The sequence below is a fragment of the Nocardia sp. NPDC046763 genome, from assembly GCF_040645495.1.
Taxonomy (GTDB): Bacteria; Actinomycetota; Actinomycetes; order Mycobacteriales; family Mycobacteriaceae; genus Nocardia.
The window spans coordinates 76,295-101,431 of sequence record NZ_JBEYYI010000002.1; the positions used below are offsets into that span (position 1 = coordinate 76,295).

General features: G+C 68.4%; 25 protein-coding genes. 13 read left to right on the forward strand and 12 right to left on the reverse strand.

The window, feature by feature from the left end:
* Positions 1 to 106: 106 nt before the first annotated feature.
* Positions 107 to 811, reverse strand: coding sequence for an SDR family oxidoreductase (locus ABZ909_RS03215; protein WP_356995981.1), 705 nt, complete (start codon positions 809 to 811; stop codon positions 107 to 109).
* Between the two features lie 154 nt (positions 812 to 965).
* Between ABZ909_RS03215 and ABZ909_RS03220 the strand changes: the two genes are divergently transcribed.
* Complete coding sequence (locus ABZ909_RS03220; protein WP_356995982.1) at positions 966 to 2,306, forward strand: glycogen debranching protein; 1,341 nt, start codon at positions 966 to 968, stop codon at positions 2,304 to 2,306.
* A gap of 158 nt (positions 2,307 to 2,464) precedes the next feature.
* A complete protein-coding gene (locus tag ABZ909_RS03225) occupies positions 2,465 to 3,151 on the forward strand; it encodes a glycoside hydrolase family 25 protein (RefSeq protein ID WP_356996298.1) in 687 nt (228 codons plus the stop codon).
* Between the two features lie 16 nt (positions 3,152 to 3,167).
* Here ABZ909_RS03225 and ABZ909_RS03230 read toward each other — a convergent pair whose 3' ends face one another.
* From ABZ909_RS03230 to ABZ909_RS03240, 3 genes are all read right to left on the reverse strand, one after another.
* Positions 3,168 to 3,893 carry an amino acid ABC transporter ATP-binding protein gene (locus tag ABZ909_RS03230; protein WP_356995983.1) on the reverse strand — a complete coding sequence of 242 codons (726 nt, stop codon included), beginning with the start codon at positions 3,891 to 3,893 and terminating at the stop codon, positions 3,168 to 3,170.
* Positions 3,890 to 5,716, reverse strand: a complete 1,827-nt coding sequence (locus tag ABZ909_RS03235; RefSeq protein ID WP_356995984.1) for an ABC transporter substrate-binding protein/permease — start codon at positions 5,714 to 5,716, stop codon at positions 3,890 to 3,892. Before ABZ909_RS03235 ends, ABZ909_RS03230 begins: the two co-directional genes overlap by 4 nt.
* A gap of 84 nt (positions 5,717 to 5,800) precedes the next feature.
* Positions 5,801 to 6,577: an LLM class F420-dependent oxidoreductase gene (locus ABZ909_RS03240; protein WP_356995985.1), complete on the reverse strand. Its 777-nt coding sequence runs from the start codon at positions 6,575 to 6,577 to the stop codon at positions 5,801 to 5,803.
* 118 nt (positions 6,578 to 6,695) lie between these two features.
* On the opposite strand from ABZ909_RS03240, the gene ugpC reads away from it, so the two are divergent.
* Positions 6,696 to 7,766 carry a sn-glycerol-3-phosphate ABC transporter ATP-binding protein UgpC gene (gene ugpC / locus ABZ909_RS03245; RefSeq protein WP_356995986.1) on the forward strand — a complete coding sequence of 357 codons (1,071 nt, stop codon included), beginning with the start codon at positions 6,696 to 6,698 and terminating at the stop codon, positions 7,764 to 7,766.
* A 10-nt stretch (positions 7,767 to 7,776) separates the two neighbouring features.
* On the opposite strand, the gene ABZ909_RS03250 is transcribed toward ugpC, so the two are convergent.
* Positions 7,777 to 8,277: a helix-turn-helix domain-containing protein gene (locus ABZ909_RS03250; protein WP_356995987.1), complete on the reverse strand. Its 501-nt coding sequence runs from the start codon at positions 8,275 to 8,277 to the stop codon at positions 7,777 to 7,779.
* Positions 8,278 to 8,400: 123 nt separating this feature from the next.
* On the opposite strand from ABZ909_RS03250, the gene ABZ909_RS03255 reads away from it, so the two are divergent.
* Positions 8,401 to 9,570 (forward strand): acetyl-CoA C-acyltransferase, encoded by a 1,170-nt coding sequence (locus ABZ909_RS03255; RefSeq protein ID WP_356995988.1) that lies wholly within the window; start codon positions 8,401 to 8,403, stop codon positions 9,568 to 9,570.
* Positions 9,571 to 9,574: 4 nt separating this feature from the next.
* Here the strand turns inward: ABZ909_RS03255 and ABZ909_RS03260 are convergent, their stop codons facing one another.
* Positions 9,575 to 10,159: a TetR/AcrR family transcriptional regulator gene (locus ABZ909_RS03260; RefSeq protein WP_356995989.1), complete on the reverse strand. Its 585-nt coding sequence runs from the start codon at positions 10,157 to 10,159 to the stop codon at positions 9,575 to 9,577.
* 107 nt (positions 10,160 to 10,266) lie between these two features.
* Here ABZ909_RS03260 and ABZ909_RS03265 point away from each other — a divergent pair, with 107 nt between their 5' ends.
* Entirely contained in the window at positions 10,267 to 11,391 is a 1,125-nt protein-coding gene (locus ABZ909_RS03265; RefSeq protein WP_356995990.1) for an NAD(P)H-binding protein, read from the forward strand.
* Positions 11,392 to 11,505: 114 nt separating this feature from the next.
* On the opposite strand, the gene ABZ909_RS03270 is transcribed toward ABZ909_RS03265, so the two are convergent.
* Positions 11,506 to 11,838, reverse strand: a complete 333-nt coding sequence (locus tag ABZ909_RS03270) for a hypothetical protein (RefSeq protein WP_356995991.1) — start codon at positions 11,836 to 11,838, stop codon at positions 11,506 to 11,508.
* A gap of 39 nt (positions 11,839 to 11,877) precedes the next feature.
* A complete protein-coding gene (locus ABZ909_RS03275) occupies positions 11,878 to 12,399 on the reverse strand; it encodes a hypothetical protein (RefSeq protein WP_356995992.1) in 522 nt (173 codons plus the stop codon).
* 717 nt (positions 12,400 to 13,116) lie between these two features.
* Here ABZ909_RS03275 and ABZ909_RS03280 point away from each other — a divergent pair.
* On the forward strand, positions 13,117 to 14,100 hold the full coding sequence (locus ABZ909_RS03280; protein ID WP_356995993.1) for an o-succinylbenzoate synthase: 984 nt from the start codon (positions 13,117 to 13,119) through the stop codon (positions 14,098 to 14,100).
* Here ABZ909_RS03280 and ABZ909_RS03285 read toward each other — a convergent pair whose 3' ends face one another.
* Positions 14,101 to 14,613 carry a TIGR04338 family metallohydrolase gene (locus ABZ909_RS03285; RefSeq protein WP_356995994.1) on the reverse strand — a complete coding sequence of 171 codons (513 nt, stop codon included), beginning with the start codon at positions 14,611 to 14,613 and terminating at the stop codon, positions 14,101 to 14,103. It abuts the gene before it with no gap.
* Between the two features lie 11 nt (positions 14,614 to 14,624).
* A complete protein-coding gene (locus tag ABZ909_RS03290) occupies positions 14,625 to 15,464 on the reverse strand; it encodes a DUF2786 domain-containing protein (RefSeq protein WP_356995995.1) in 840 nt (279 codons plus the stop codon).
* A gap of 252 nt (positions 15,465 to 15,716) precedes the next feature.
* On the opposite strand from ABZ909_RS03290, the gene ABZ909_RS03295 reads away from it, so the two are divergent.
* From ABZ909_RS03295 to ABZ909_RS03320, 6 genes are all read left to right on the forward strand, one after another.
* Entirely contained in the window at positions 15,717 to 17,021 is a 1,305-nt protein-coding gene (locus tag ABZ909_RS03295) for an ABC transporter substrate-binding protein (protein ID WP_356995996.1), read from the forward strand.
* A gap of 124 nt (positions 17,022 to 17,145) precedes the next feature.
* The gene (locus tag ABZ909_RS03300; RefSeq protein ID WP_356995997.1) at positions 17,146 to 18,120 is read left to right on the forward strand and encodes a sugar ABC transporter permease; all 975 of its coding nucleotides are present in this window, start codon (positions 17,146 to 17,148) and stop codon (positions 18,118 to 18,120) included.
* Between the two features lie 77 nt (positions 18,121 to 18,197).
* A complete protein-coding gene (locus tag ABZ909_RS03305) occupies positions 18,198 to 19,019 on the forward strand; it encodes a carbohydrate ABC transporter permease (RefSeq protein ID WP_356996299.1) in 822 nt (273 codons plus the stop codon).
* A gap of 136 nt (positions 19,020 to 19,155) precedes the next feature.
* On the forward strand, positions 19,156 to 21,498 hold the full coding sequence (locus ABZ909_RS03310; RefSeq protein WP_356995998.1) for a transglycosylase domain-containing protein: 2,343 nt from the start codon (positions 19,156 to 19,158) through the stop codon (positions 21,496 to 21,498).
* A gap of 336 nt (positions 21,499 to 21,834) precedes the next feature.
* Complete coding sequence (locus ABZ909_RS03315; protein ID WP_356995999.1) at positions 21,835 to 22,290, forward strand: effector binding domain-containing protein; 456 nt, start codon at positions 21,835 to 21,837, stop codon at positions 22,288 to 22,290.
* 7 nt (positions 22,291 to 22,297) lie between these two features.
* Positions 22,298 to 22,723 (forward strand): GyrI-like domain-containing protein, encoded by a 426-nt coding sequence (locus ABZ909_RS03320; protein ID WP_356996000.1) that lies wholly within the window; start codon positions 22,298 to 22,300, stop codon positions 22,721 to 22,723.
* 60 nt (positions 22,724 to 22,783) lie between these two features.
* On the opposite strand, the gene ABZ909_RS03325 is transcribed toward ABZ909_RS03320, so the two are convergent.
* Positions 22,784 to 23,881 carry an inositol-3-phosphate synthase gene (locus ABZ909_RS03325; RefSeq protein ID WP_356996001.1) on the reverse strand — a complete coding sequence of 366 codons (1,098 nt, stop codon included), beginning with the start codon at positions 23,879 to 23,881 and terminating at the stop codon, positions 22,784 to 22,786.
* Positions 23,874 to 24,431: a PadR family transcriptional regulator gene (locus ABZ909_RS03330; RefSeq protein ID WP_356996002.1), complete on the reverse strand. Its 558-nt coding sequence runs from the start codon at positions 24,429 to 24,431 to the stop codon at positions 23,874 to 23,876. Before ABZ909_RS03330 ends, ABZ909_RS03325 begins: the two co-directional genes overlap by 8 nt.
* A 252-nt stretch (positions 24,432 to 24,683) precedes the next feature.
* Here ABZ909_RS03330 and ABZ909_RS03335 point away from each other — a divergent pair, with 252 nt between their 5' ends.
* The gene (locus tag ABZ909_RS03335) at positions 24,684 to 25,097 is read left to right on the forward strand and encodes a DUF5318 domain-containing protein (protein ID WP_083869388.1); all 414 of its coding nucleotides are present in this window, start codon (positions 24,684 to 24,686) and stop codon (positions 25,095 to 25,097) included.
* Positions 25,098 to 25,137 lie beyond the last annotated feature (40 nt).

Sequence of the window (25,137 nt, forward strand, 5' to 3'; positions counted from 1 at the left end):
CGCCTCGCCTCCCTCGCAGGGCCTACCCGTTATATCTAGGCGCCGTGAACTGAGCACCAATTCTGTGCGAAATGATCGAAATTCAGCACAGAATTTAAGGCTGCTCTCAGTGTGGGATGGGGCGCAGCACGATTTCGGTGGGATGCGCGTCACGCGGGGTCTCGACGGCCTGCCGCACGGCGCGGGCAACCGTTTCGGCCCTGAGGAATTCGCCCGGCTGGTACTCGCGCCCCTCCCCCGCGATGATCTCGCGCTGCATGTCGGTGTCGATGCGCCCGGGATGCACCGAGGTCACCCGCAGCGCGGGCTCCTCCAGGCGCAGTGCGTCGCCGAAGGCGCGCAGCCCGAACTTGCTGGCCGCGTACACGCCCCAGCCCGGATTGGCCCGCAGCCCGGCTCCCGAATTGATCAGCACCACATGGCCGTTGGCGGCGCGCAGCGCGGGCAGCAACACCCTGGTCAACTCCGCGACCGCGATCAGGTTGGCTTCCAACGTATTCCGCCACTGCATCACCGAGGAATCGGCTATCGTTCCCAGGTCGGCGATTCCGGCATTGTGCACAAGTACATCCAGCCGTTCGACGCCCGCCGCGGCGCGCGCTACCGCGGCGTAGTCCGTGAGATCCACCGGCCATCCGGCGCTGCCGGGCAGTTCACGCAGTATCGGTTCCAGGGCCCGGGGCGTGCGCGCACCCAGCAGCAGCCGATGCGTGGGCGCCAGTTCGCGGGCAATGGCCGCGCCGAGCCCCCGGCTGGCTCCGGTGATCAGCGCGGTCGGCTGGTCGGTGCTGGATTTCGCGGAATTCGCCATGTGATGACCGTAACCGCGTTACCTCGGCCTGCGATGCTCCGGTCGGGCACACCACCGCTAGCTGATCCACGAGAAGGCGACCGAAGTGCAATCTGGCGATCAGGACTCGCCCGTCCATCGCGCATACCTGCGGGTGGCGGCGCAGAATAGGGCGATGACACACCCGGGATTCACGCCTACCCAGCTCGCGGCCCGCGCCGCCTACCTGCTGCGCGGCAACGACCTGGGCACCATGACCAGCGCCGCGCCCAAGCTGTATCCGCACATGTGGAGCTGGGACGCGGCCTTCGTGGCGGTCGGGCTGGCCCCGCTCAGTGTGGAGCGCGCCGCGCTCGAACTCGACACCCTGCTCTCGGCGCAGTGGCGCAACGGGATGATCCCGCACATCGTCTTCGCCAATGGCGTGGACGGCTACTTCCCCGGACCGGCGCGCTGGGAATGCCGCCGCCTGGCCGCCGACGCCCCCGACGGCCCGGACACCTCGGGCATCACCCAGCCGCCGGTGCATGCCATTGCGGTGCAACGGATTCTGGATCACTCGCGCCGGCACGGCCGCAGCACCCGCGCGGTCGCCGAGGACTTCTTGAACCGGCGCTGGCCCGATCTCATGCGCTGGCACCGCTGGCTGGCCTACGCCCGTGACCCCAAGCAGCACGGCCGGATCACGCTGTACCACGGCTGGGAATCCGGCATGGACAATTCGCCGCGCTGGGATCGCGCCTACGAGAACGTGATTCCCGGTCCGGACCTGCCGCCCTACGAGCGCGCCGACACCCAGGTAGTGGGCGATCCCACGCAGCGGCCCTCGGACCGCGAGTACGACCGCTACCTGTGGCTGGTCGAGCAGATGCGCCGGGCCGGCTACGACGACTACCAGCTGGCCTCGACCATGAGCTTCGCGGTCGAGGACGTGTTCGTGACCGCCATCTTCGCGCTGGCCTGCGATGTGCTGGCCAATATCGGCGAGGACTACAAGCAGCCGCACGCGGATGTACGCGAGCTCTACGAGTGGGCCGACTACTTCCGCGCGGGCGTGGTCGCCACCACCGATGCCCGCACCGGCGCGGCGCGCGACTTCGATGTGCGCGCGGACCAGTGGATCGACACCGAGACCCTGGCCCTCTTCGCGCCGCTGCTCAGCGGCGGACTGCCGCGCGATGCCGAACGGCGGCTGCTACGCCTGTTCGAGGGCCCGCGCTGGTGCGGGCATCCGGATCTGCGCTACGCGCTGCCGCCCTCGACCTCCCCGGTGTCCAGGGACTTCCGCACGCGCGAGTACTGGCGCGGCCCGGTGTGGCCGGTGATCAGCTGGCTGTTCTCCTGGGTCTTCGCCCGCCGCGGTTGGGCGGAACGCTCGTTCATGCTGCGCGCCGAAGGGCTGCGGCAGGCCAGCGACGGCAGTTTCGCGGAGTACTACGAGCCCTTCACCGGCGAGCCGCTGGGCAGCATGCAGCAGTCCTGGACCGCCGCTTCGGTGCTGGACTGGCTGGGCTGACCGGCTGCGGGCGGCCGGACCGACCGACCTACAGCTAACAATTGGCGCACACGACGGCCCTGCTTTCACGGCTATAGCAGCCGGTCGGCCTAGCCTTTTCGGCCATGACCGGACGAAGCCTGACGAAAGTGATCACTGTCGCGGCTGCAGGCATCCTGATGGCAACCCCCGCCGGGGTGGCCGCCGCCGATATTCAGGGCCCGGATGTGGCCTCGTATCAGCACCCCGGCGGCGGGGGCATCAACTGGTTCGGCGTGCGCGCGGCCGGATACCAGTTCGCCATGCTCAAGGCCACCGAGGGCCTCAGCTACGTGAACCCGTTCTTCGTGCAGGACAGCGTGTTCATGCGGGTGGCCGGAGTCGCGCGCGGCACATACCATTTCGCGCGCCCCAACCTGCCGCCCGAGCCGCAGGCCGCCTTCTACTCGGCGCTGGTGCTCGGCCAGAACGGCCCGCTGGACCTGCCGCCGGTGCTGGATCTCGAGAACTCCGGCGGGCTGCCGCCCGACGCCCTCATCGACTGGACCCACCGCTATCTCAACACCGTGCAGGCCATCACCGGCCGCCGCCCGATCATCTACACCTATCCGCGCTTCTGGCAGACGGCCATGGCCGATACCAACCAGTTCACGTCCTATCCGCTGTGGATCGCCGACTACCGCGGCAACGACCAGCCCGAGGTCCCCGGCGGCTGGCCCGCCTGGTCCTTCTGGCAGACCACCGATTCCGGCTCCATCCCCGGCATCGCCGCGGGCGTCGACCTCAATGTCTACAGCGGCGCCCAGGGCGATTTCACCCGCTACGCCAATATGCCCTTCAGCGGGAGTGGACGCGGCGGCAGCTAGCCGCCCCGGGAGGCGTTCACAGCACCTGCGACAGGAACTGGCGCAGCCGCGGGGTTTCCGCGTTCTCGAAAAGCGCCTCGGGCTTGCCGGTTTCGACCACCTGACCGTGATCCATGAACACCACCTGATCGGAAACCGAACGGGCGAAGCTCATCTCGTGGGTCACCACGATCATGGACATCCCGCCCCCGGCGAGCTCGGACATGAGCGCGAGCACGCCCTTGACCAGTTCGGGATCCAGGGCCGAGGTGGCCTCGTCGAAGAACATGATGTCGGGCTTCATGGCCAGCGCCCGCGCGATGGCCACCCGCTGCTGCTGACCGCCGGACAGGTTGGCCGGGCGCACATCCGCCTTGCCGGCCAGGCCGACCGCCTCCAGCTGCTGCACCGCCAGCGTGCGTGCCTGCTCCTTGGACAGGCCGTGCAGTTTGCGCGGGCCGAGCGCGATATTGTCCGCGACCGTCATGTGCGGGAACAGGTTGAAGTGCTGGAACACCATGCCGATCCGCTGCCGCAGCCGGTCCGGGTTCTCGCCCAGCACGGAGGCGCCGTTCAGCAGGATGTCGCCGGAGTCGGGCTCGTGCAGCCGGTTGAGCACCCGCAGCAGCGTGGACTTGCCGGAGCCGGACGGCCCGATCACCGTGGTGGTCTTGCCGGCGTCCACATGCACGTCCACGCCGCGCAGAATCTCGTTGCGGCCCAGCGTCAATCGCAGGCCGGTGCCGGTGAGGGAGGCACTCATGCTCCACGCCCTTCCGTGATGACGGCCTGTTCGACCGGGTCGGCGGGATCGCCGCCGCCCTGGGGACGCCCGTCGCGCATGCGCTCGTCGATGTAGTTGACCAGGTGGGTGAGCGGCACCGTCAGCAGCAGGTACATCAGGCCGGCCGCCACCAGCGGCGACAGATTCCCGGTCTGCGCGTTGAGATCCCGGCCCACCGCGAACAGTTCGCGCTGGGTGGCCAGCAGGCCCAGGAAGTAGATCAGCGAGGAATCCTTGATGAGCGCGATGAACTGGTTCATCAGCGCGGGCAGCACCCGGCGCACGCCCTGCGGGACCACCACCAGCGTCATGGCCTGCCGGTAGCCGAAACCGATGGCGCGGGCGGCCTCCAGCTGTCCGGCTTCCACCGACTGGATGCCGGAGCGGAAGATCTCACCGATGTAGGCGGCGGCCAGCAGCGCCAGCGCGATCGCGCCCAGCCAGTAGGGATTGTTGCCGGTGACGTTCTTGACCACCGGTCCCACGCCCAGGCCGATGATCAGGATGATCACCACGGCGGGCAGGCCGCGGAAGATGTCGGTGTAAACCCGTGCGGGCCAGCGCAACCAGCGGGTGCGGGAGATGCCCGCCACCGCGAGCAGCATGCCGATCACGGTGCCCAGCAGGCCCGAGACCAGCGCCAGGATCAGGGTATTGGGCAGACCGGTCTTGATCAGATCGGGGAAGGCCTTGCGGTACAGCGACCAGTCGAAGAAGGTGTCCTTCAGCTGCCGCAGCGTGGATTTCGGCTGCACCGCGCTGTTGTCGGGCCGGTTGCCGGCATTCTCGGCCGCGATCTTGGCGAAGTCCGGCAGCTGCGGCGCCGCAACGGCTTTGGAGCCCGGCTTCCAGCCCGGCGGCAACTCGCGCGGCACCCAGTCCTCGTACAGCTTGGCGTAGGTGCCGTCGGCGATGACCGCGTCCAGCCCGGCGTCGAGCGCGTCGGTGAGCGGCTGATTGCCCTTGCGCACCGCCCAGGCGGTGAAGTTGTTGACACTGAAGGTGTTCTGCACGATCGAGGTCGGATCGCCCGGCTTGATGGCGCCGATGGCCTGCTGCGACGGCGCGACCCAGGCGTCGATCTGGCCGGTCTTCAGATTCGCGTAGGCGGTGTTGTAGTCGGGGAACTTCACCGGGTCCAGGTGCAGTTCGTTGATGACGTACTCGTCCTGCACGGTGCCCTGCACGACGCCGACCCGATTGCCCCGGTGCAGATCCGCGAATCCCTTGATGGCACTGCCGTTCGGCACCACCAGCGAGAAGTAGCCGAAGTCGTAGCCATTGGTGAAGTCGACCAGCTGCCGCCGCGCGTCGGTGGTGGTGATGCTGGAGGAGCCGATGTCGAAGCGGCCGTTGGCGACCTGGGCCAGCAGGCCCGCGAACTCGGTGCCGGTGAACTCCACCTGCAGGCCGAGCTTGGCGCCGATGGCCTTCAGCAGCTCGTTGTCGAAGCCGGTGAACACGCCCTTGGAGTTGACGCAGATGCTCGGCGGCGCGTCGGAGAGGGTGCCGACGCTGAGCTTGCCGGGCGTGAGCAGGCCCAGCTTGCTGATATCGATCTTGGCCAGCGGCTCGGTGGTTGCGGTGGTGAACCGGTCGGCGCCCGCGTTCTGCTGTCCGGACGCCAGATTGGTCGGTGCGGCGCTGGCCGCGGCCTGGCCGGGCGGCGAGCACAGATCGCGATCATCGGCACCGGCGCTGCCCGCCCCGAGCGTCGCGATCCCGAGCAGGCCGACCAGCACAACTCCCGCCAATGCCGGCAAGCGCGGGGGACGACCTGGGCGCTGCCGCAAAGAAATCATGGCAGACCACCCTAGTGGGGGTGGTCCGGCGTACCAGAGTCAGCCTCGGCCCGATCCGGCGGAAATCACACTTCAGGCGCGTCCCTACCGCTGGTTGAAGCCATCCCGCCAGGCCACGGCCTCCTGGATTCGGCTCATGTCGTAGTCCGGCCCGCCCGAGCTCACCGTGAACAGCGTCACACCCGCGTTCGCGTAGCTCTCCACCTGATCCAGACCCGGCCAGGCCACGGACTTCTCGATGGCGGCGGGGTCGGTGCCGACCTCGGCGCAGTGTTCGCCCAGGATGCCGATCTTGCGCTGCAGCACATCGATATCGGAGAAGCTGTGCCAGATATCGCCGTACTGGGCGACCAGCCGCAGCGTCTTCTTCTCACCGCCGCCGCCGATCAGGATGGGGATGTCGCGCACCGGCTGCGGATTCAGCTTGGCCAGCCGGTCGGTGAGGCGGGCCATGGAATCCTTCAGCAGCGCCAGCCGGCTTCCGGCCGTGCCGAATTCGTAGCCGTACTGGTCGTAGTCCTTCTGGAACCAGCCCGCGCCGATACCGAGAATGAGGCGACCGTTGCTGATGTGGTCCACGGTGCGGGCCATATCGGCCAGCAGATCGGGATTCCGGTAGCCACCGCCGGTGACCAGCGCGCCGAGCTCCACCCGCTCGGTCTGCTCGGCGATCGCGCCCAGCATGGTCCAGCACTCGAAGTGCGCGCCCTCCGGGTCCCCGTACAGCGGATAGAAGTGGTCCCAGTTGAAGACGATGTCGACGCCGATGTCCTCACACCGCCGCACCGCGTCCCGGATCAATCCGTAGTTGGGCGCGTGCTGGGGCTGCAACTGAACTCCGATACGAACCGGTCGGGTCATGAGGTGCTCCTCCGTCGGTGATCACTGCGCCCCATTCTGCCCTCCGCTACGCTCTGGGCCGACCCCTCTACTACGGATCGTCCGGCACGTTCCTGCCGGTGAAGGGAAGTGTGTAACCGTGGCAACGGTGACTTTCGACCAGGCCACCCGGCTCTACCCGGGCGCGGCCAACCCCGCCGTCGACGCCTTGAACCTGGAGATCGCCGACGGCGAATTCCTGGTTCTCGTCGGCCCTTCCGGCTGCGGCAAATCCACCTCGCTGCGCATGCTCGCGGGGCTCGAGGAGGTGAGCGACGGCCGAATCCTGATCGGGGACAAGGACGTCACGCACGCCGAGCCCAAGGAACGCGATATTGCCATGGTGTTCCAGAACTACGCGCTCTACCCGCACATGAGCGTCGCCGAGAACATGGGCTTCGCGCTGAAGATGGCCAAGGTCGCCAAGGAAGAGCGTCAGCAGCGCGTGCTCGAGGCCGCCAAGCTGCTCGACCTGGAGCCCTACCTGGACCGCAAGCCCAAGGCTCTGTCCGGCGGTCAGCGCCAGCGCGTGGCCATGGGCCGTGCCATCGTGCGCCAACCGCAGGTCTTCCTCATGGACGAGCCACTGTCCAACCTGGACGCCAAGCTGCGCGTGCAGACCCGCACCCAGATCGCCCAGCTGCAGCGCCGGCTCGGCACCACCACCGTCTACGTCACCCACGACCAGGTCGAGGCCATGACCATGGGCGACCGGGTGGCGGTGCTCAAGGACGGGCTGCTGCAGCAGTGCGCCTCCCCGCGCGACCTGTACCGCGACCCGGCCAACCTGTTCGTCGCGGGCTTCATGGGATCGCCCGCCATGAACCTGTTCACGCTGCCGGTCGGCAATGGCTCGGTCACGCTGGGCGGCTGCCCGCTGCCGTTGCCGCGTTCGGTGGCGGCGGCCACCGGCGGGCGCGTGGTGGTCGGCATCCGGCCCGAGCACTTCGACGTGGTCGGCGACCAGGCCGGGATCGCCATGGAGGTGGATGTGGTCGAGGAGCTGGGCTCCGACGCCTACATCTACGGGCGCACCCTCGGTGACGGGGAAACCATTGTGGCGCGCGCGGATTGGCGCAACCCGCCCGCGAAGGGCACCAAGCTCGCGCTGGTCGCGGACTCGGACCACACGTACTTCTTCCACCCCGAGGATGGACGCCGGCTGCACTGACGGGCAGGTCTCACGAATGGCGGCGGTTCTTCCGCTGCCATTCGTCGTTCAACCGGATGCGCAGATTCTCCAGGGGGACTTCGTTTCCCGAGGCGCTGCGCAGTTCCGCGCGCACGGGTTCGCCCGTGGAATCCTCGAGCCGTTCCAGTGGCGCGGTGCCGTCCTGCAGATACTTGTCACCCCACTGCCACAGCGCCACGACCACGGGCAGCAGGTCCAGACCCATCGGGGTGAGCACGTATTCGTTGCGGGTGCGCTTGCCCTCTTCCTGGTAGGGCCGCTTCTCCAGCAGTCCCGCATCGACCAGTTTGCGCAGCGCGCTGGAAGCCGCCGCGTCGGTGATGCCGATCCGCGCCGCGAAGCCGTCGAACCGCGTCGTGCCGTAGTACGACTCGCGCAGGATGAGGATCGCCGAGCGGGTCCCGACGATGTCCATCGCCTTCGCGATCGAACAGGCCTCGGGCTTCCAGGAGCCCAGATCGTTGAGTTTTCCCTCCAGTACTGCCGACATGACACACATCATACAACGCTGACTTGCCTTCACTATGGCCAGCTCCTACTCTGACTTTAGAGCGATCAAGTCAGACGCCGTTGTCGGACTCGAATCCGGGGCGGCGCGCGTGGAAGGAACGTCATGAGAGACGCAGTCATCGTCGAAGCCGTCCGCACCCCCATCGGCAAGGGCAAGGCCACCGGCGCCCTGCACGGGGTGCACCCCGCCGATCTGCTCGCCCACAGCCTGCGGGAGGTGGTGCGGCGCACCGAGATCGATCCGGCCCTGATCGACGATGTGATCGGCGGCGTGGTCACCCAGGTCGGCGAACAGGGCTCGAACCTCACCCGCCGCGCGGCCCTGGCCGCCGGTTATCCCGAATCGGTCCCCGCCACCACGGTGGACCGGCAGTGCGGCAGCAGCCAGCAGGCCATCCACTTCGCCGCCCAGGGCGTGATCGCGGGGGCCTACGACATCGTGGTCGCCGCCGGCGTGGAGTCGATGAGCCGGGTTCCCATGGGCGCCAACCTGATCGGGGCCGAGGACATCGCGGGTGCCGGCTTCGCCGAACGCTACCCGGAGGGCCTGGTACCGCAGGGCATCAGCGCCGAACTCATCGCCGCCAAGTGGGGCCTGAACCGCACCCAGCTCGACGAGTTCGCCCTCGCCAGCCACGAGAAGGCCGCCGCCGCAACCAAGAACGGCTCGTTCGAGGCCCAGCTCGCCCCCTACGCCGGGCTCTCGCACGACGAGGGGATTCGCGTCGACAGCACGCTGGAGGCGCTGGCCGGGTTGCGTCCCGCCTTCTACAGCGAGGAGATGGCCGCCCGCTTCCCGCAGATCGGCTGGAACATCACCGCCGCCAACGCCAGCCAGATCAACGACGGCAGCGCCGCCACCCTCATCATGACCAGTGAACGCGCCGCCCAGCTCGGACTGCGCCCGCTGGCCCGGCTCCACAGCTTCTCCGTTGCCGGCGACGACCCGTTGCTCATGCTCACCGCGGTCATCCCCGCGACCCGGAAGGTCCTGCAGCGCTCCGGGCTCGAACTCTCCGACATCGACCTGTTCGAGGTGAACGAGGCCTTCTCCTCGGTGGTCCTGGCCTGGGCGCAGGAGACCGGGGCCGACCTGTCGAAGGTCAATGTGAACGGCGGCGCCATCGCCCTGGGCCACCCCCTGGGCGCCTCGGGCGCACGGCTGGCCACCACCCTCATCCACGCCATGCACGAGCGCGGCGCCCGCTACGGCCTGCAAACCATGTGTGAGGCCGGCGGTCTCGCCAACGCCACCATCTACGAGCGCCTCTGAGCGTTCACAACCCCAAACCGGAGAGCAGGGCCTCGATCTGGCGTTCCATGTGCGGACGGTCGTCCAGCACGCGAATCACGCGGAACAGGCCCTGCAGGAAGGTGACGATCACCTGGGCGGCCACCTCGGCCGGAAAGTTTTGCGGCAGTTCCCCTGTCCGGGCGGCGAGTGCCAGCCGCTCGGACAGTGCGGTTTCCAGGGTGCGCATCTCGCCGAGGATGTAGCCGCGCAACTCACCGTCGCCGAGTACCTCGGCCGACAGGCTCCCGGCCATCAGGCAGACATTGGGTACGCCCGGATCGTCGAGATCGTCGAGCACCGCGTGAAAGTAGGCGCGGACCCCGGCCCGGATCGACGCCTCGGCCGCGAGCGCCTCCCAGCGCCGCCGCGTCACGGTGTCGTTGTAGTGCCGCAGGCACTCCAGATAGAGCTGCTTCTTGCTCTTCATCGAGTTGTAGAAGGAGCTCTCCCGGATCCCCATGACCTCGAGCAATTCGGCCAGCGAGGTGTTGGTGTAGCCCTTGGCCCAGAACAGCCGGGTGGCCCGCTCGATCGCATCGTCGTAGTCGAATGCCCGCTTGCGCCCCATGCGACCAGCCTGTCACAAATTGGAGCAGTTACTACAGTTTCCTTCCCTCGGCCGTCGCTCGCCGCTACGATTTTCTGTATCGACCACTACAAAACATCGAGGCGGCCATGTACAAGCCGACGATTCTGGTCACGGCGGCATCCGGGAAAACCGGCACCGCCACCACCCGCCAACTCCTCGCCCGTGGCTATCCGGTGCGCGCCATGGTGCGCCGCGACGACGACCGCGCCAGATCCCTCCGGGAGGCGGGCGCGGAGGTCACCGTCGGATCCCTGGAAGACCTGACGGACCTGACCACCAACCTGACCGGCGTCCAGCGCGCCTACTTCTGCCCACCCCTGGAACCGGGGACCCTGCGCCGGGCAGCACTTTTCGCCACCGCCGCCCAACAGTCCCGACTCGAAGTCGTGGTGGCGTTGAGCCAATGGGTGGCCGACCCCCTCCACCCGGCGGTGCACGCCCGCGAGAAATGGCTGACCAACCAAGTCCTGCACTCGATCTCGACCGCCGACCTGGTTGTGGTCAACCCCGGCTGGTTCGCCGACAACTACCTCGCCGCCCTCGAGGCAGCCGCCCAATTCGGCCTGCTGGCAATGCCTTTGGGCCAGGGCCTCAACGCCCCGCCCTCGAACGAGGACATCGCCCGCGTAATCGTCGGCGCGCTCACCGACCCGGCACCACACCTCGGCAAGACCTACCGCCCCACCGGCCCGCGATTACTCGCACCCGACGACATCGCCGCAGCCTTCGCCGCCGCCCTGAACCGCAAGGTGAAATACCGGGACGCGCCACTCCCCCTGTTCCTCAAAGTCGCCAAGTCCCTGGGCCTTTCCGACTTCGTCATCAGCCAGCTCTACTGGTTCCTCCAGGATTATCAGAGCAATGCCTTCGGTCTCGGGGCTCCCACCGACGCGGTCCTCGAGGTAGGCGGCTCCCCGCCCGAGCCTTTCGACCAGATCGTCCGTCGCTACGCCCGGTCGAGCCCGGTGACCGCACACACCGCCTCCGCGAAACTGCGCGCCGCGGCTCATCTCGTGCGCGCACTGCTGACCCGTGCCCCGAACCTGGATGCCCTTGCCCGCCAGGGCATGAACCCACCACTCGACCACTCCGCCCTGGCCGTGGACTCACCGACGTGGCTGGACTCCCACGACCCGTCAGCCCGACCTGACGACGAGGGCGGTGAGCAAACCGATCACCCAAGCCTCCGCCAGCAGCGGAAACGCCAATAGAGCGGCCAACCGGGCACCAGCGTGGCGCCCGCTACGGCCTGCAAACCACGTGCGAGGCAGGCGGTCTGGCCAACGCCACCAGCTACGGACGTCGCCGATCCGGGTCGTGGCGGCCTAGTACGAGACCGCCACGATCGCCGCCAGCAGGCCGAGCACCCACGACTCGGCCAGCAGCGGAAAGGCCACCAGGGCTGTTGACCAGGCGCGCTGTCGCAGCCGGACAGCACGCAGGGTCCACAGCGGCACCAGCAGCAGGGTCAGACCGATGCCCAGCCAGGCCACGGCGAAAGCCAGGGGGAGAAAACGGGTGTCATCGCCCGGGCCCGCGAGCGCGCGGTACTCGGGCACGAAACCCGCCAGCACCCAGGCCGAACCACACGCTGCGATGTAGATCAGCAGGGTGACGATGCAATCCGCGGCCGTGATCGGCGGCCGCCACCCGGCCACCCTTCCAGGATGCCGGGCGCTCCGCCGCAGCGGTGAAGATCAGTTGACGGCGGTGGCCACCAGGATGTGGCCCGCACCGCCCGCGAGGAGAATCACGGGCAGTGCGATCGCGGTCCAGATCCAACCCCGGCGGCCCGTCATGGCCGCCACCGACGCCAGCACCAGCGCGCCGACCAGGGCCAGGAACATGCCCCCGCCACCGATCAACAGGCCCCACAGCGCCGATGCGGGCGGCCGGATCACCACGCACTGCACCGAGAAGTCCTTCTTCGCGGTGCAGCGATTGTGGATCAGGTCGAACAGCTTCGCGAACAGGTCGTAACCCCAGCCGAAGGCCATGGCGACCCCTGCCAGATACAGCACCGCCGAGATCAGAATGTCCCTGCGGCGCAGCGGCTTACGCTCCGGCGCGGCCCCCGGCAGCGCCGCCGCGGCCGCCTCCGCCGGGGGCGGTGTGGCGGGCATGGTCCGATCGGCCGCTTCCGGCGCCTGCCCGGACCCGCCGCCGACCACGTACTGCGGACCCGAAGCCCACGGCTCCGGCAGCATCTCGGTACCCAAGGGCGGCGGGACCGCTCCGCCCGGCGGCGAATAGTTCCCGCTCGGCGGGCGAGAGGAATGCTGCTGCGGCCCAGGGGAGCTCACGGGTCCCTGCCCCGGATGGCCGGGACCGGCGGCTGATCGAGGTGCGCCGCCCGGCACCGGGTGCGGGCGTGGATCCTGCGGCGAACCGACCGGTCCGCCCGACCGCGGCGGGGCACCGGCATTCCCGGGAGCCCGGGGCGGCACCGGCGGTGGCGGGCTCTGCCGCCCACCCTTGGGCACGGTCGGTCCGGCCGGATCCATCGCGCCGGGCCGCGGCGCACCGGCGGGCGGCGGCGGTGGAGCCGGCGGTGGCGGCGGACCCTGGCGACTCCCGCCGGGCAGGGTCGGTCCCGCAGCATCGATCGGTTCCCCGGACCGCGGGCCCGGCGCGGGTGGCTGCGGACGTCCGGGGCGCTGCGGCGATCCCGGACCCGCTGGATTCCGGGGTCCCCCGGGCGCGGCGGGCGCGTGCGGTTGGCCAGGCGCACGCGGCGGAGCCGGGGAAAAGCCGGGATCGGACGGGGGATGATCGTCGCGGGCCGGACGGCGAGGCTCGTTGGGCGGGTTCATGTTTGCGGTCTCCCCCGAGGCGCAGGTCTATGGAGCCGGGATCGGCTTCATTCGGCATTGTCGCCGGGTCCGGGCCGCACCGCCACCCCTTACCGGCCCAAGGCGGTGAGTAGGGTGCGGTGGATGAGCGACAGCGGCGATGCGGTGGATTTCGAGTCGGCGGTGGTCTACGCGATTCCCATGCGAACCCGGTTCCGCGGGATCACCGTTCGCGAGGGCATGCTGATTCCCGGTCCCGCCGGCTGGGGTGAGTTCTGCGCCTTCCCCGAGTACGACGACCGCGAGGCGGCGGCCTGGCTGGCCACGGCGGTCGAGCAGGCCGCGGCCGGGTGGCCGGAACCGGTCCGGGATCGGATTCCGGTGAACTGCATCGTGCCCGCGGTCGGCCCGGAACGAGCGCGGGAGATCGTGACCGGGTCGGGCTGCCGCACCGCCAAGGTGAAGGTCGCCGACCATCCGGATTCCCTGGCCGAGGATCTGGAACGGGTGGCGGCGGTCCGCGACGCACTGGGCCCGGAGGGCGCGGTGCGCGTGGACGCCAATGCGGTCTGGGATGTGGACACCGCGGTCGACCGGATCCGCCTGATCGACCGTGCCGCAGGCGGTTTGGAGTACGTCGAGCAGCCCTGCCGGACCGTCGAGGAGCTGGCCGCCGTCCGCAGGCGGGTGGACGTGCGCATCGCCGCCGACGAATCCATTCGCCGCGCCGAGGACCCGCTGCGGGTGGCGGTGGCGGGTGCGGCCGACGTCGCGGTCCTGAAATGCACCCCGCTGGGCGGGGTTCGGCGCGCGCTGGAGGTCGCCGCGGCAGCCGGACTGCCCTGCCTGGTGTCCTCCGCCCTGGAAACCAGTGTCGGCCTGGCCGCCCAGGTCGCCCTCGCCGGCGCCCTCCCCCACCTCGACTTCGCCTGCGGCCTCGACACCCTGTCCCTGCTCACCGGCGATGTGGTGACCGAGCCGCTGCGCCCGGTGGACGGCTACCTGCCCGTCCCGCGCACCGCGCCGGCACCCGACCAGGACCTGCTCGACCGCTACCGGCACCCCGACCCGGAACGGACCGACTGGTGGCGGCAGCGCCTGGCCCGGGTCCGGAAACTCCTGCCCTGATCAGGCAATTCGCACGCCGCACGAGTACATGGTGGTGCGCAGCAGCAGCGAGGCCTCCGGCCCGATGACGCCGTCGGTCAACTCGAGGTAGCGCCCGCAGAATTCGGGCCCGTGTGGCGCGACCTCGGTGCGCTCCGGCTCGAGGTGGTGGGCGAGTTCGTGCAGGATCACCAATTCGCGCAGGGCCCAGGCGGTTCCATGGGCGTGCAGCGGCACCGCGAGCACCGACCCGGCCGTCTCGTAGTGCGCCGCCTTCGCCCCGGCGCGCGCTCGCACCGTGACCGGCCGCGCCGCCCGGTCCCACCGGGCGCATACCCAGTTCAGCGCGAGCACCCGATCCACGTACGCCTGCACCGATTCCACCGATGCGAAACGCCGCTCGATCGGCAGCGTGAGATGGGACCCGTGCACTTCGACGGTCCGCGCCCCGAATTCGTCGGCGCGATCGAACATTCCGCGCACCAGACCCTCGGCATCGTACACCCGGGACCGCTGCGCATCGCGGACGGCCATGCGCGCGTTCGCTATTCGCCCGCGCCGCGGGGCAGCTGCCCTCGCACGCCGCCCAGCTCCGGCGAATCACCCAGCCGCGCAGCCTTACCCGCCCGGTCACCGGCCCGCCGCGCGGCCGCCGAGTATCCGGCGGAGGCCTGCGGTCCCCGCCAGGTACCGCGCGCCTCGGAGGTCCGGGTGTAGAAGTCGGTGAGCGCGAGCTCCTTGTCGCGCAGGGCGAGCGCCGTTCCGGTGGGCACGGATTCGGCGGCGTCGGCCCGCACGGCCTCGCTCTCCACATCCGCCTTGACCTCGGCGAGGCGGCGGCCGATGCGGGCGGCGAAGGCCATCTGGAAATTCAGGCGCGCGGTCACCGCGGCCACCGGCACCTCCACCGGCCGGTGGAACGTGCGGCCGTACCGGCGCTCGATCACGACCTTCTCGGTGGTGGCCGAGCGGTACGCACCCGACTTGATGTACTGGTCGGAGGCACGCACCATCTGGATCAGCAGGCTGGTGTAGAGCGCCTCGCAGGTGTCGATATCGGTGTCGAATCCGAAGGCGTACACCGTCGTCGACGACCGGGCCACGTCGCAGCGCACATCATTGGCCGCGGCGATGGCCACGAACAACTGCACATAGGTTCGCAGCCCGCGCTTTCCGGCCTCGCCGATCGGAATCACCCGCTGCGCCGGCGTGGGCCGCCGCTCCCGATTCGCGATATGTGCCCGCGCCACCGCCAGATCCACCGACGAGCTGGTCGCGAGCCGCTGCGCGGCGGCCAGGAAGGCTTCGGCCTCGTGCTCGTTGTCGGTCGATTCGGCCTGCCGCAACAGTCCCCCGATCCGGGTGAGCATCTTGTCTGTGCCCATTGGCCCTCCGCTTCGCTCCGGGCGGGTTTGCGGCCCTGAGGTCTCGATTCTTCCCTCCTCCGCTCCTCCGCTTCGCTCCCCCGCTCCAAGGCGGAGGTCTGTTCCGACCGCAGTCCAGAATCGAGACGGCCGCGAACCTCTGGGATGATCAACAAGGTAGTTCGGGCGGACGATAGCGTCACCATGTATCTTGCCTTGTGCACCCCCGGCTGAGTGTGCCACTGGTCACTCATCGACCCTGGAGTATCCGCAATGGCTTTGAAGAAGGTGTCGTCCCTACGATCGACGCTGGTTCCGCGTGCCGTGCTGGCCGTGACCTCGGCGGCATTGCTGACGGCGACATTCGCCAGCGGCTGCTCCAGCAGCAACAGCGGTAGCAACTCCACCGCCGAAAACCTCACCGGCCGTGGGCCGATCACCTATGTCGAGGGCAAGGACACCACCGAGACCGGCGCCGTCAAGCAGCTCATCGAGCGCTGGAACGCCGCGCACCCGGACGAGAAGGTGACCTTCAAGGAGCAGTCCAACGACGCCTCCCAGCAGTACGACGACCTGGTGCAGCACCTGCGCGCCAAGGAATCCGACTACGACGTGGTCGCACTCGACGTGCCGTGGACCGCGGAGTTCGCCGCCAAGGGCTGGATCCAGCCGCTGAAGGACTCCTTCGCCATCGACACCTCCACGCTGCTCTCGCCCCCGGTGGCCTCGGCGACCTACAACGGCACCCTGTACGCGGCGCCGCGCAACACCAACGGCGGCCTGCTGTTCTACCGCAAGGACCTGGTGCCCGAGCCGCCCAAGACCTGGACCGAGCTGCTGGCCGACTGCCCGAAGGCCAAGGACGCCGGAATCGGCTGCTACGCAGGACAGTTCGCGCAGTACGAGGGCCTGACCGTGAACACCGCCGAGGTCATCAACGCCTTCGGCGGCAGCTTCGTCGGCTCCGACGGCAAGACCCCGACCGTGAACAGCCCGCAGGCCAAGCAGGGCCTGCAGACCCTGGTCGACGCCTACAAGAACGGCGACATGCCGAAGGAAGTCATCACCTTCAAGGAGCCGGAGTCGCAGAACGCCTTCGTCTCCGGCAAGGTCATGTTCATGCGCGGCTGGCCGTCCTCCTTCGGTGAGGCGGGCTCCGACGCCTCCGCGGTCAAGGACAAGTTCTCGGTCGCCCCGCTGCCCGGCAAGGACGGCATCGGCGCATCCACCCTCGGTGGCTACAACGCCGCCATCAGCGCCTTCTCCAAGAACAAGGCCACCGCGCTGGACTTCCTGCGCTTCCTGATCAGCGAGGACGCCCAGCACATCGTGGCCGCCGGCGCGCTGCCGCCCGTGCGGGCCTCCGTGTACGACGATCCGGCCCTGATCGCCAAGATGCCGTACCTGTCCGCGCTGAAGGACTCCATCGCCTCCGCGGTGCCGCGGCCGGTGACCCCCTTCTACCCGGCGGTGTCGAAGGCCATCCAGGACAACGCCTATGCTGCGATCACCGGAACGGAATCTGTCGACGCCGCGATCGATGCCATGCAGAAGGGCATCGAAACCGCCGGATCCTGAGCCGCGCTCACACCCGATGCGCGCACCACGATCCATCGCGTAGCCCCGTAGGAGAGAAGAAAAGGTGTCACGTCCTTCGGGAGCGACCGATGTCGCGCCGCCGCCCGACCTGACGGAACAAACAATGCGAAACGGACAGCCACGACCGAAACGCCGCGGGGCAGCCCTCGGGGTTTCGGCTCGGGCCTGGATGTTCGTCACGCCGGTGCTGCTCGCACTGACGGTCGTCATCGGGTATCCGGTGGGCCGGGCAGTATGGATGTCCTTCCAGAAGGACGCGGGCCTGGACAAGTCCACCGGCATGTTCGTCGAAGGCGGCAGCGCCGGATTCGGCAACTACAGCCACTGGCTGCTGCAGCAGTGCACCAACTCGCTCGGCGAGACCGTGTCCTGCCCGCCTGGCAACACCGGGTCCCAGTTCTGGGCCGCCGTCGGGGTCACGCTGCTGTTCACCGTGGTCACGGTGGCGCTCGAGACCACCATCGGCCTGGGCATGGCGGTCATCATGGGCAAGACCTTCAAGGGCCGCGCGCTACTGCGCGCCGCCGTGCTGATCCCCTGGGCCATCCCGACCGCGGTCACAGCGCGGTTGTGGGAGTTCATGTTCCAGTACAACGGCGTGGTGAACCGGGTGCTCGGCACCCATATCCTGTGGACCGCCGACGCCTGGCCCGCCCGCTTCGCGGTGATCATCGCCGACGTGTGGAAGACCACCCCGTTCATGGCGTTGCTGATCCTGGCCGGCCTGCAGGTGATCCCGGAGGACGTCTACGAGGCCGCCCGGGTCGACGGCGCGTCCGCCTGGCAGCGCTTCGTCAACATCACGCTGCCGCTGCTGAAACCCGCTCTGCTGGTGGCGATCCTGTTCCGCACGATGGACGCGCTGCGCCTGTACGACCTGCCCGCCATCATGACGCGGAACCTGGCCGCCACCCGCACCGTCTCGATGCTGGTGACGGAATCGAAATCGCTGCCCAACAGCGCCTCCGCGCTGTCGGTCATCACCTTCCTGCTCATCTTCACCGTCGCGTTCTTCTTGGTGAAGGTGCTGGGGGCGAACGCCGTTCGCACCCAGGAAGAGCAGCGGGAGGCGCACTGATGAGCATCGAACTCACCAAGGATGTCGTGGCCGAGCCGAAAAAGCCGATCCGGCAATCGGTTTCGTGGACCAGGCGACTGGCCTCCGGGCGCGTGTACGTGGGCGCGCTGATCGTGCTGGTGTGGGGGCTCGGCCCCTTCTACTGGATGGTCGTCACCGCCCTGCGCGATCCGGCCTACACCTTCGACAACACCCCGTGGCCCACCCACGTCACCCTCGAGAACTTCCGCAACGCCTTCGACACCAGCCGCGGCAACAACTTCGGCCGGGCCCTGGTCAACAGCGTGATCATCGGCAGCGCCACCACGGCGGCCGCGCTGATCCTCGGCGTGATGGCGGCCTACGCGCTGGCGCGGCTGACCTTCAAGGGCAAGTACCTGGTGTCCGGGCTGGTCCTCTCGGCCTCCATGTTCCCGGCCGTCGTGCTGGTGACACCGCTGTTCCAGCTGTTCACCAATATCGGCTGGATCGGTCAGTACCAGGCCATGATCATCCCGAACATCTCGTTCGTGCTGCCCATGACGGTGTACATCCTGGCCTCGTTCTTCGCCGAACTGCCATGGGAATTGGAGGAGGCCGCCCGCATCGACGGCGCGTCCCGCTTCCAGGCGTTCCGGCTGATCATGCTGCCGCTGGCCGCGCCGGCGGTATTCACCACCGCGATCCTGGCGTTCATCGCTGCGGTCAACGAGTACCTGCTGGCCTCGCTGCTCTCCAGCGACAAGACCGAACCCGTGACCAAGGCGATCGCCCGCTTCTCCGGCAACGATCCGCTGGTGCCGCCGTACACCGCGATCATGGCCGCGGGCACCATCGTCACCATCCCACTGGTCATCATGGTGCTGCTGTTCCAGCGCCGCATCATCTCCGGACTCACCGCCGGCGGCGTCAAGAGCTGAGTGCTCGGGTAAGTGGTTCGGGGCCGTTGTCCCCGAACCGCTTACCCGCTCCGTCCGGGCGCGTCGATTAGCATTGGTCCCGCCGCGCGGGGTGGTCGCGGCCGCCTCGAAAGCTTTGTCGACGCTCCGGAAGGAGATGCTCGTGAGCTCGTTCCGCAGCAGGCGGCGTGGGAAATCGGCGTTATCGGCCGGCACCGCCGGCGTGTTATCGGCCGGCACCGCCGGCGTGTCATCGGCCGGCACCGCCGGCGTGTCATCGGCCGACACCGCCGGGTGGAACGAGCTGGCCACAGCGGCCGCGCATCGACAGCGTCTCCACGCGCACAGCCGGCCCCGGCGCCGCCCGAAACCACCCCGGGGGCCCGACCAGCCCGAACCCGCGCCGAAACCGCGCCGCACCCGCGGGCAACGCATCGGGCGGCTGCTGCTGGCACTGTTCCTGGTCCTGGCGATCATGCCGACCACCCTGCTGGGCATCGCCTACTGGAGCGCCGAGATCCCGGACCCGAATACGGTGCAGACCAACCAGATCGCCACCATCCTCAGCTCCGACGGAACCACCGTGATCGCGAAGGTCGTTCCGCCGAAAGGCAATCGGGTGCTGGTGCCGCTGACCGACGTACCCCTGCCGGTGCGCCAGGCCGTGCTGTCGGCCGAGGACCGCAACTTCTACCGCAATCCGGGCTTCTCCACCTCCGCGTTCCTGCGTGCGGCGCGCGACAACCTGCTCGGCCGCGACGACGCGGGCGGCGGCTCCACCATTACCCAGCAGTATGTGAAGAACGCCTTCCTGAGTTCGGAACGCACGCTGAGCCGCAAGACGCGCGAACTCATCATCTCCGCGAAGATGGCCCGCGAATGGAGCAAGGACGACATCCTCGCGGCCTACCTCAACACCATCTACTACGGTCGCGGCGCCTACGGCATCTCGGCCGCGGCCGAGGCGTACTTCGGCAAGCCCGCACCCGAACTGACCCTGGCCGAGGGCGCGGTCCTGGCCTCGGTGATCCGCACCCCCTCGCTCCTGGACCCGGAGAACCACCTCGACCAGCTGCGCACTCGCTGGGGATACGTCCTCGACGGCATGGTCGAGATGGGTGTGCTGGATCGAAATGACCGCGCCGCCACCCAGTTTCCGGCCATCGTCCCGGCCGCCCGGGTGGACGACAGCACCCCGCGCGGCCCCGAGGGGCTGATCCGCGCGCAGGTCCTGCGCGAACTGCGCGCCTCCGGCATCAGCGACCACGAGCTGAATACCGGTGCGCTGCAGATCATCACGACCATCGACGCCCAGGCACAGCAGGCCACGCTGAACGCGGTCGGCAATGTACTGGGCGGGCAGCCGGGCGAACTGCGGACCGCCGTGGTGTCGATCGACCCGCGCTCGGGGGCGGTGCGCGCCTACTACGGCGGGCCCGACGGCATCGGCTTCGATTTCGCGCAGGCCCCGCTGCAAACCGGTTCGGCCTTCAAGACTTTCGCCGTGCTGGCCGCGCTCGAGCAGGGCATTTCGCTGTCGTACCGGCTCGACAGCGCGCCCCTGACCGTCAATGGGGAGAAGATCCAGAACGTGGGCGGCGAGTCCTGCGGCGTCTGCTCGCTCGGCGAGGCGTTCGAGCGCTCCCTCAACACCAGCTTCTACCGGCTGGCCCAGTCCCTGTTCGAGGGCCCGAAAGCCATTGCGAACGCAGCACATCAGGCCGGTATCCCCGACCAGATCCCGGGCATGCCCGGCAAGACGCTCACCGAGGACGGGGGCGGCCCGCCGCTGCCCGCCATCGTGCTGGGCGCCTACTCGGTACGCCCCATCGACATGGCCTCGGCCTACGCCACCCTCGCCGCCTCCGGCACCTACCGCGCCCCCTATTTCGTTCAGAAGGTCGTGACCGGCGACGGCCGCGTGCTCCTCGACCGCGGCGCCGGCCCGCAGAAACCCGAACAGCGCATCCAGACCTCGATCGCCGACACCGTGACCCAGGCCATGCTCCCCATCGCCGCCTACTCCAACGGCCACGCCCTGTCCGGCGGCCGCCCCTCGGCCGCCAAGACCGGCACCACCCAGCTCGGCGACACCGGCCAGAACAAGGACGCCTGGATGGTCGGCTACACCCCCACCCTCTCCACCGCCGTCTGGATGGGAACCGAACAGTCCCAGCCCATCCGCACCGCCCGCGGCGCCCCCATCTACGGCGCCGGCCTGCCCGCCGACCTGTGGAAACAAGCCATGGACGCCGCCCTCGACGGCACCCCCATCGACCAATTCCCCAACCCCACCCCCAACTCCAGCCCCACCCCCAACCTGATCCCCAACCAGCCCACCGACCCCACCTCCGGAACACCCCCCGGGAACGGCAATTACGACATCCTCAACCCACCCACCCCGTCCCCTCCACAAGAACCGGTCCTCGTCATCCCCCCGGCCCCCACCCCCAAACAGGTGGAAATCTTCCCCGGCCTCAGCGTCCCCGTCCCGGGCTAGGCCCCCCGCCTCCCCGAGACTTCAGCGCACAGCTGACATCCGTCGACGTCGGGCATGCGTGTCGGCGATTGAGAGCCGACCCCATCTCGGACGTCCCCGAACGAGTTACTCCGACCGTCACGAAATGAATTGCACTCCCGGCATACGCCTCCGGGGCACCGGGACGAGGTCGCGTGCTTCCCGTTGATCATGTTTCGCGCCTCCTTACCCATCGCCGCGCAGCCGCGGATATTGTGGAAGCCGCCACCGGATTCAGCGACTCCGAATGCCGGTGGCAGGATGCGGGTTGGGAGCAGGGTGGGGTCGGAGACAGCACGAGACATAGGGGCGACGCCGGTGGAATTCAATGTCGTTGAACGCCACGAAACGCTGGTAGCCGGAACGGTGCTACGCAGTCCGGCACTCGCGGTCGAAGGGCCGCGCCGCGCGAAGGTCGAGGAGGCCTGGAAACGTAATCTGGCACGCGATCTGCCTGGCCCGCCGGCAACCGCCTATGTGGATCACGCACCCGAGATCGGTTCGTATCTGACACATATCGTGGGCTACGAATGCAACAAGGCGGACGACCTATTGCCCGGCGATGTACTCGCCCGTATCCCGGCCGGAAAATTCGCCCGCTTCAATCGCACTGGCGACAATCTCGGCGACATCATCGTGTCGATCTGGCGCACGGTCTGGGACCTCGAGGCGGCCGGCACCTTGGTACGCGCCTACACCGGGGATTTCGAGCACTATCCGGACAACCGGACGGTGGAGGTTTTCGTCGCGCTGGATACGAGCGCGGAGGAGTAGGGGAGCTGTGGACTTCGAAATCGTCACCCTCGATGAGTTCCTGGTCGGCGGGCTGACCATTCCGCTGGCGGGCCGCGAGGTCACCGCCCGCGACCTGGACCTGGTCAACTTCACCTGGGACCGCTACCTGGCCCGCGAGAAGAGCGTCGAACGCGTCGCGGCCTACATCGGCCAGAACGACCACGCGGTAGCCGTTCTGGGATACGAACTTTCGGGCATGGCCGACCTCGACACCGGCGATGTGATGACCCGCATCCCGGCGGGCCGCTACGCGAAATTCGTTGTCTCCGACAAGCCTTACGACCTGCTGCGCACCGCGTGGGCCAAGGTCGCCAAGGCCGAGAACGCGGGCACCATCACCCGCTCCCACACCGCGGAGATCGAGCGCTACACCGGCCCCACCTCGGTCGAGGTCTACGTCTCCCTCGACTGACATCGAACGACGAAGGGCGGCATCGCGATTCGCGATGCCGCCCTTTCCGTTCCAGGGTTCCTACTCGGCCCCGATGATGAACGCCTCGAGCTGGGCCCGGGCGACGTCGTCGGCGAGCTGCTTCGGCGGGGACTTCATCAGGTAGGCCGACGCCGGGAGGACCGGGCCGCCGATGCCGCGGTCGCGGGCGATCTTGGCCGCGCGCACGGCGTCGATGATGATGCCGGCCGAGTTCGGCGAGTCCCACACCTCGAGCTTGTACTCCAGGTTCAGCGGCACGTCACCGAAGGCGCGGCCCTCGAGCCGGACGTAGGCCCACTTGCGGTCGTCGAGCCACTCGACGTAGTCCGACGGGCCGATGTGCACGTTGCGGTCGTACACCTTGCCCGAGAGCGGGCCCTCGAGGTTGGAGGTCACGGCCTGGGTCTTGGAGACCTTCTTCGACTCCAGCCGCTCGCGCTCGAGCATGTTCTTGAAGTCCATGTTGCCGCCGACATTGAGCTGGTAGGTGCGGTCCAGCACGACGCCGCGGTCCTCGAACAGCTTGGCCATCACGCGGTGGGTGATGGTCGCGCCGACCTGGGACTTGATGTCGTCACCCACGATCGGCACACCCGCGTCGACGAACTTCTGGGCCCACTCCGGGTCGGAGGCGATGAACACCGGCAGCGCGTTGACGAAGGCCACACCCGCGTCGATGGCGCACTGGGCGTAGAACTTGTCGGCCTCTTCAGAACCGACCGGGAGGTAGGAGACGAGGACGTCGACCTTGGCATCCTTCAGCGTCTTGACAACGTCGACCGGCTCGACCTCGGACAGCTCGATGGTCTGCGCGTAGTACTTGCCGATGCCGTCCAGCGTCGGACCGCGCTGCACGGTGATGCCCGACGGCGGCACGTCGGAGATCTTGATGGTGTTGTTCTCGCTGGCGAAGATCGCGTCGGACAGGTCGAAGCCGACCTTCTTGGCGTCGACATCGAACGCGGCGACGAACTTCACATCGCGGACGTGGTAGGGACCGAACTTCACATGCATGAGCCCGGGAACGGTCGAATTCTCGTCCGCGTCCTTGTAGTACTGCACGCCCTGAACCAGGGAAGATGCGCAGTTACCCACGCCGACGATGGCCACCCGAACTTCGGTGTTGATCTCACTCATGGCCGATATTTCCCTCTTTCTGTGGTGCCGCCTTCGTCGATTGCTCCGCAGCAATCAACTCGTTGAGCCAGCGCACTTCGCGCTCGCTTGATTCGAGACCGAGTTGATGGAGCTGGCGGGTATAGCGGTCCAGTTGCCCGCTGGCGCGTTTTATCGCTTCCCGCAGTCCTTCTCGGCGCTCCTCGACCTGCCTCCGCCGCCCCTCCAGGATTCGCATCCGCGCTTCCGCGGGGGTGCGGCCGAAGAAGGCCAGATGAACGCCGAAGCCGTCGTCGGTGTAGTTCTGTGGTCCGGTGTCGGCGAGCAGTTCGGCGAACCGCTCCCGCCCGGTGTCGGTCAGGTTGTAGACCCGCCGCGCACGGCGCGTTGCCAAGCCCTGCGGACTCTCCTCCGCGATGAGGCCGTCGGACTGCATGCGCCGCAGGGCCGGATACAGCGACCCGTAGGAGAAGGCCCGGAACGGGCCCAGCAGACCGGTGAGCCGCTTGCGCAACTCGTAGCCGTGCATCGGTGATTCGAGGAGCAGCCCGAGGATTGCCAACTCGAGCACGGGCTTCACCTCCTGACTGTTCAGATCTAACCGATGGATGCAGTTCCAAACTATATCGCGCCGATATATTTTGCACGCGCCATACCGCGTATCCGAACGTGACGACCGATCTCCACCCGATCGGGAGATCGTGTTGGCACCCAACCGCCGGCACGGGTGACCAGTGCCGACAGCTCCCGGCCGCCCGCAAAAGTTACGGGGAGGCGGAACAGCGCGTGCGGGCTCCGGGGCCCCGCAAGTACTCTGGGTCGCGTGCGAATACAGCGGCAGGTAGTGGACTATGCGCTCCGGCGCCGGTCCCTGCTGGCCGACGTCTACGCGGGCCGGGTGGACGTCGCCGAAGTGTGCGATGCGAATCCGTACCTATTGCGTGCGGCGAAGTTCCATGGGCGGGGGAGCGAGGTCACATGCCCTATCTGCAGGAAGGAGCAGCTGACTCTCGTATCGTGGGTCTACGGCGACGGGCTCGGTCCCGTGGCGGGCTCCGCCCGCACGCCGGAGGAACTGGTCCGGTTGGCCGAGACTCGGGAAGAGTTCTCGGTGCATGTGGTCGAGGTGTGCCGGACCTGTAGTTGGAACCATCTGGTGCAGTCCTATGTGCTGGGACTGGCCCCGGCGCCGACACGCCGCCGGCGCACCGGCGCCCGGCGCACTGCCGCCGAGTGAGAGGCCACGTCGACTGCTGAACAGCGGGCAGGAGCCTGCC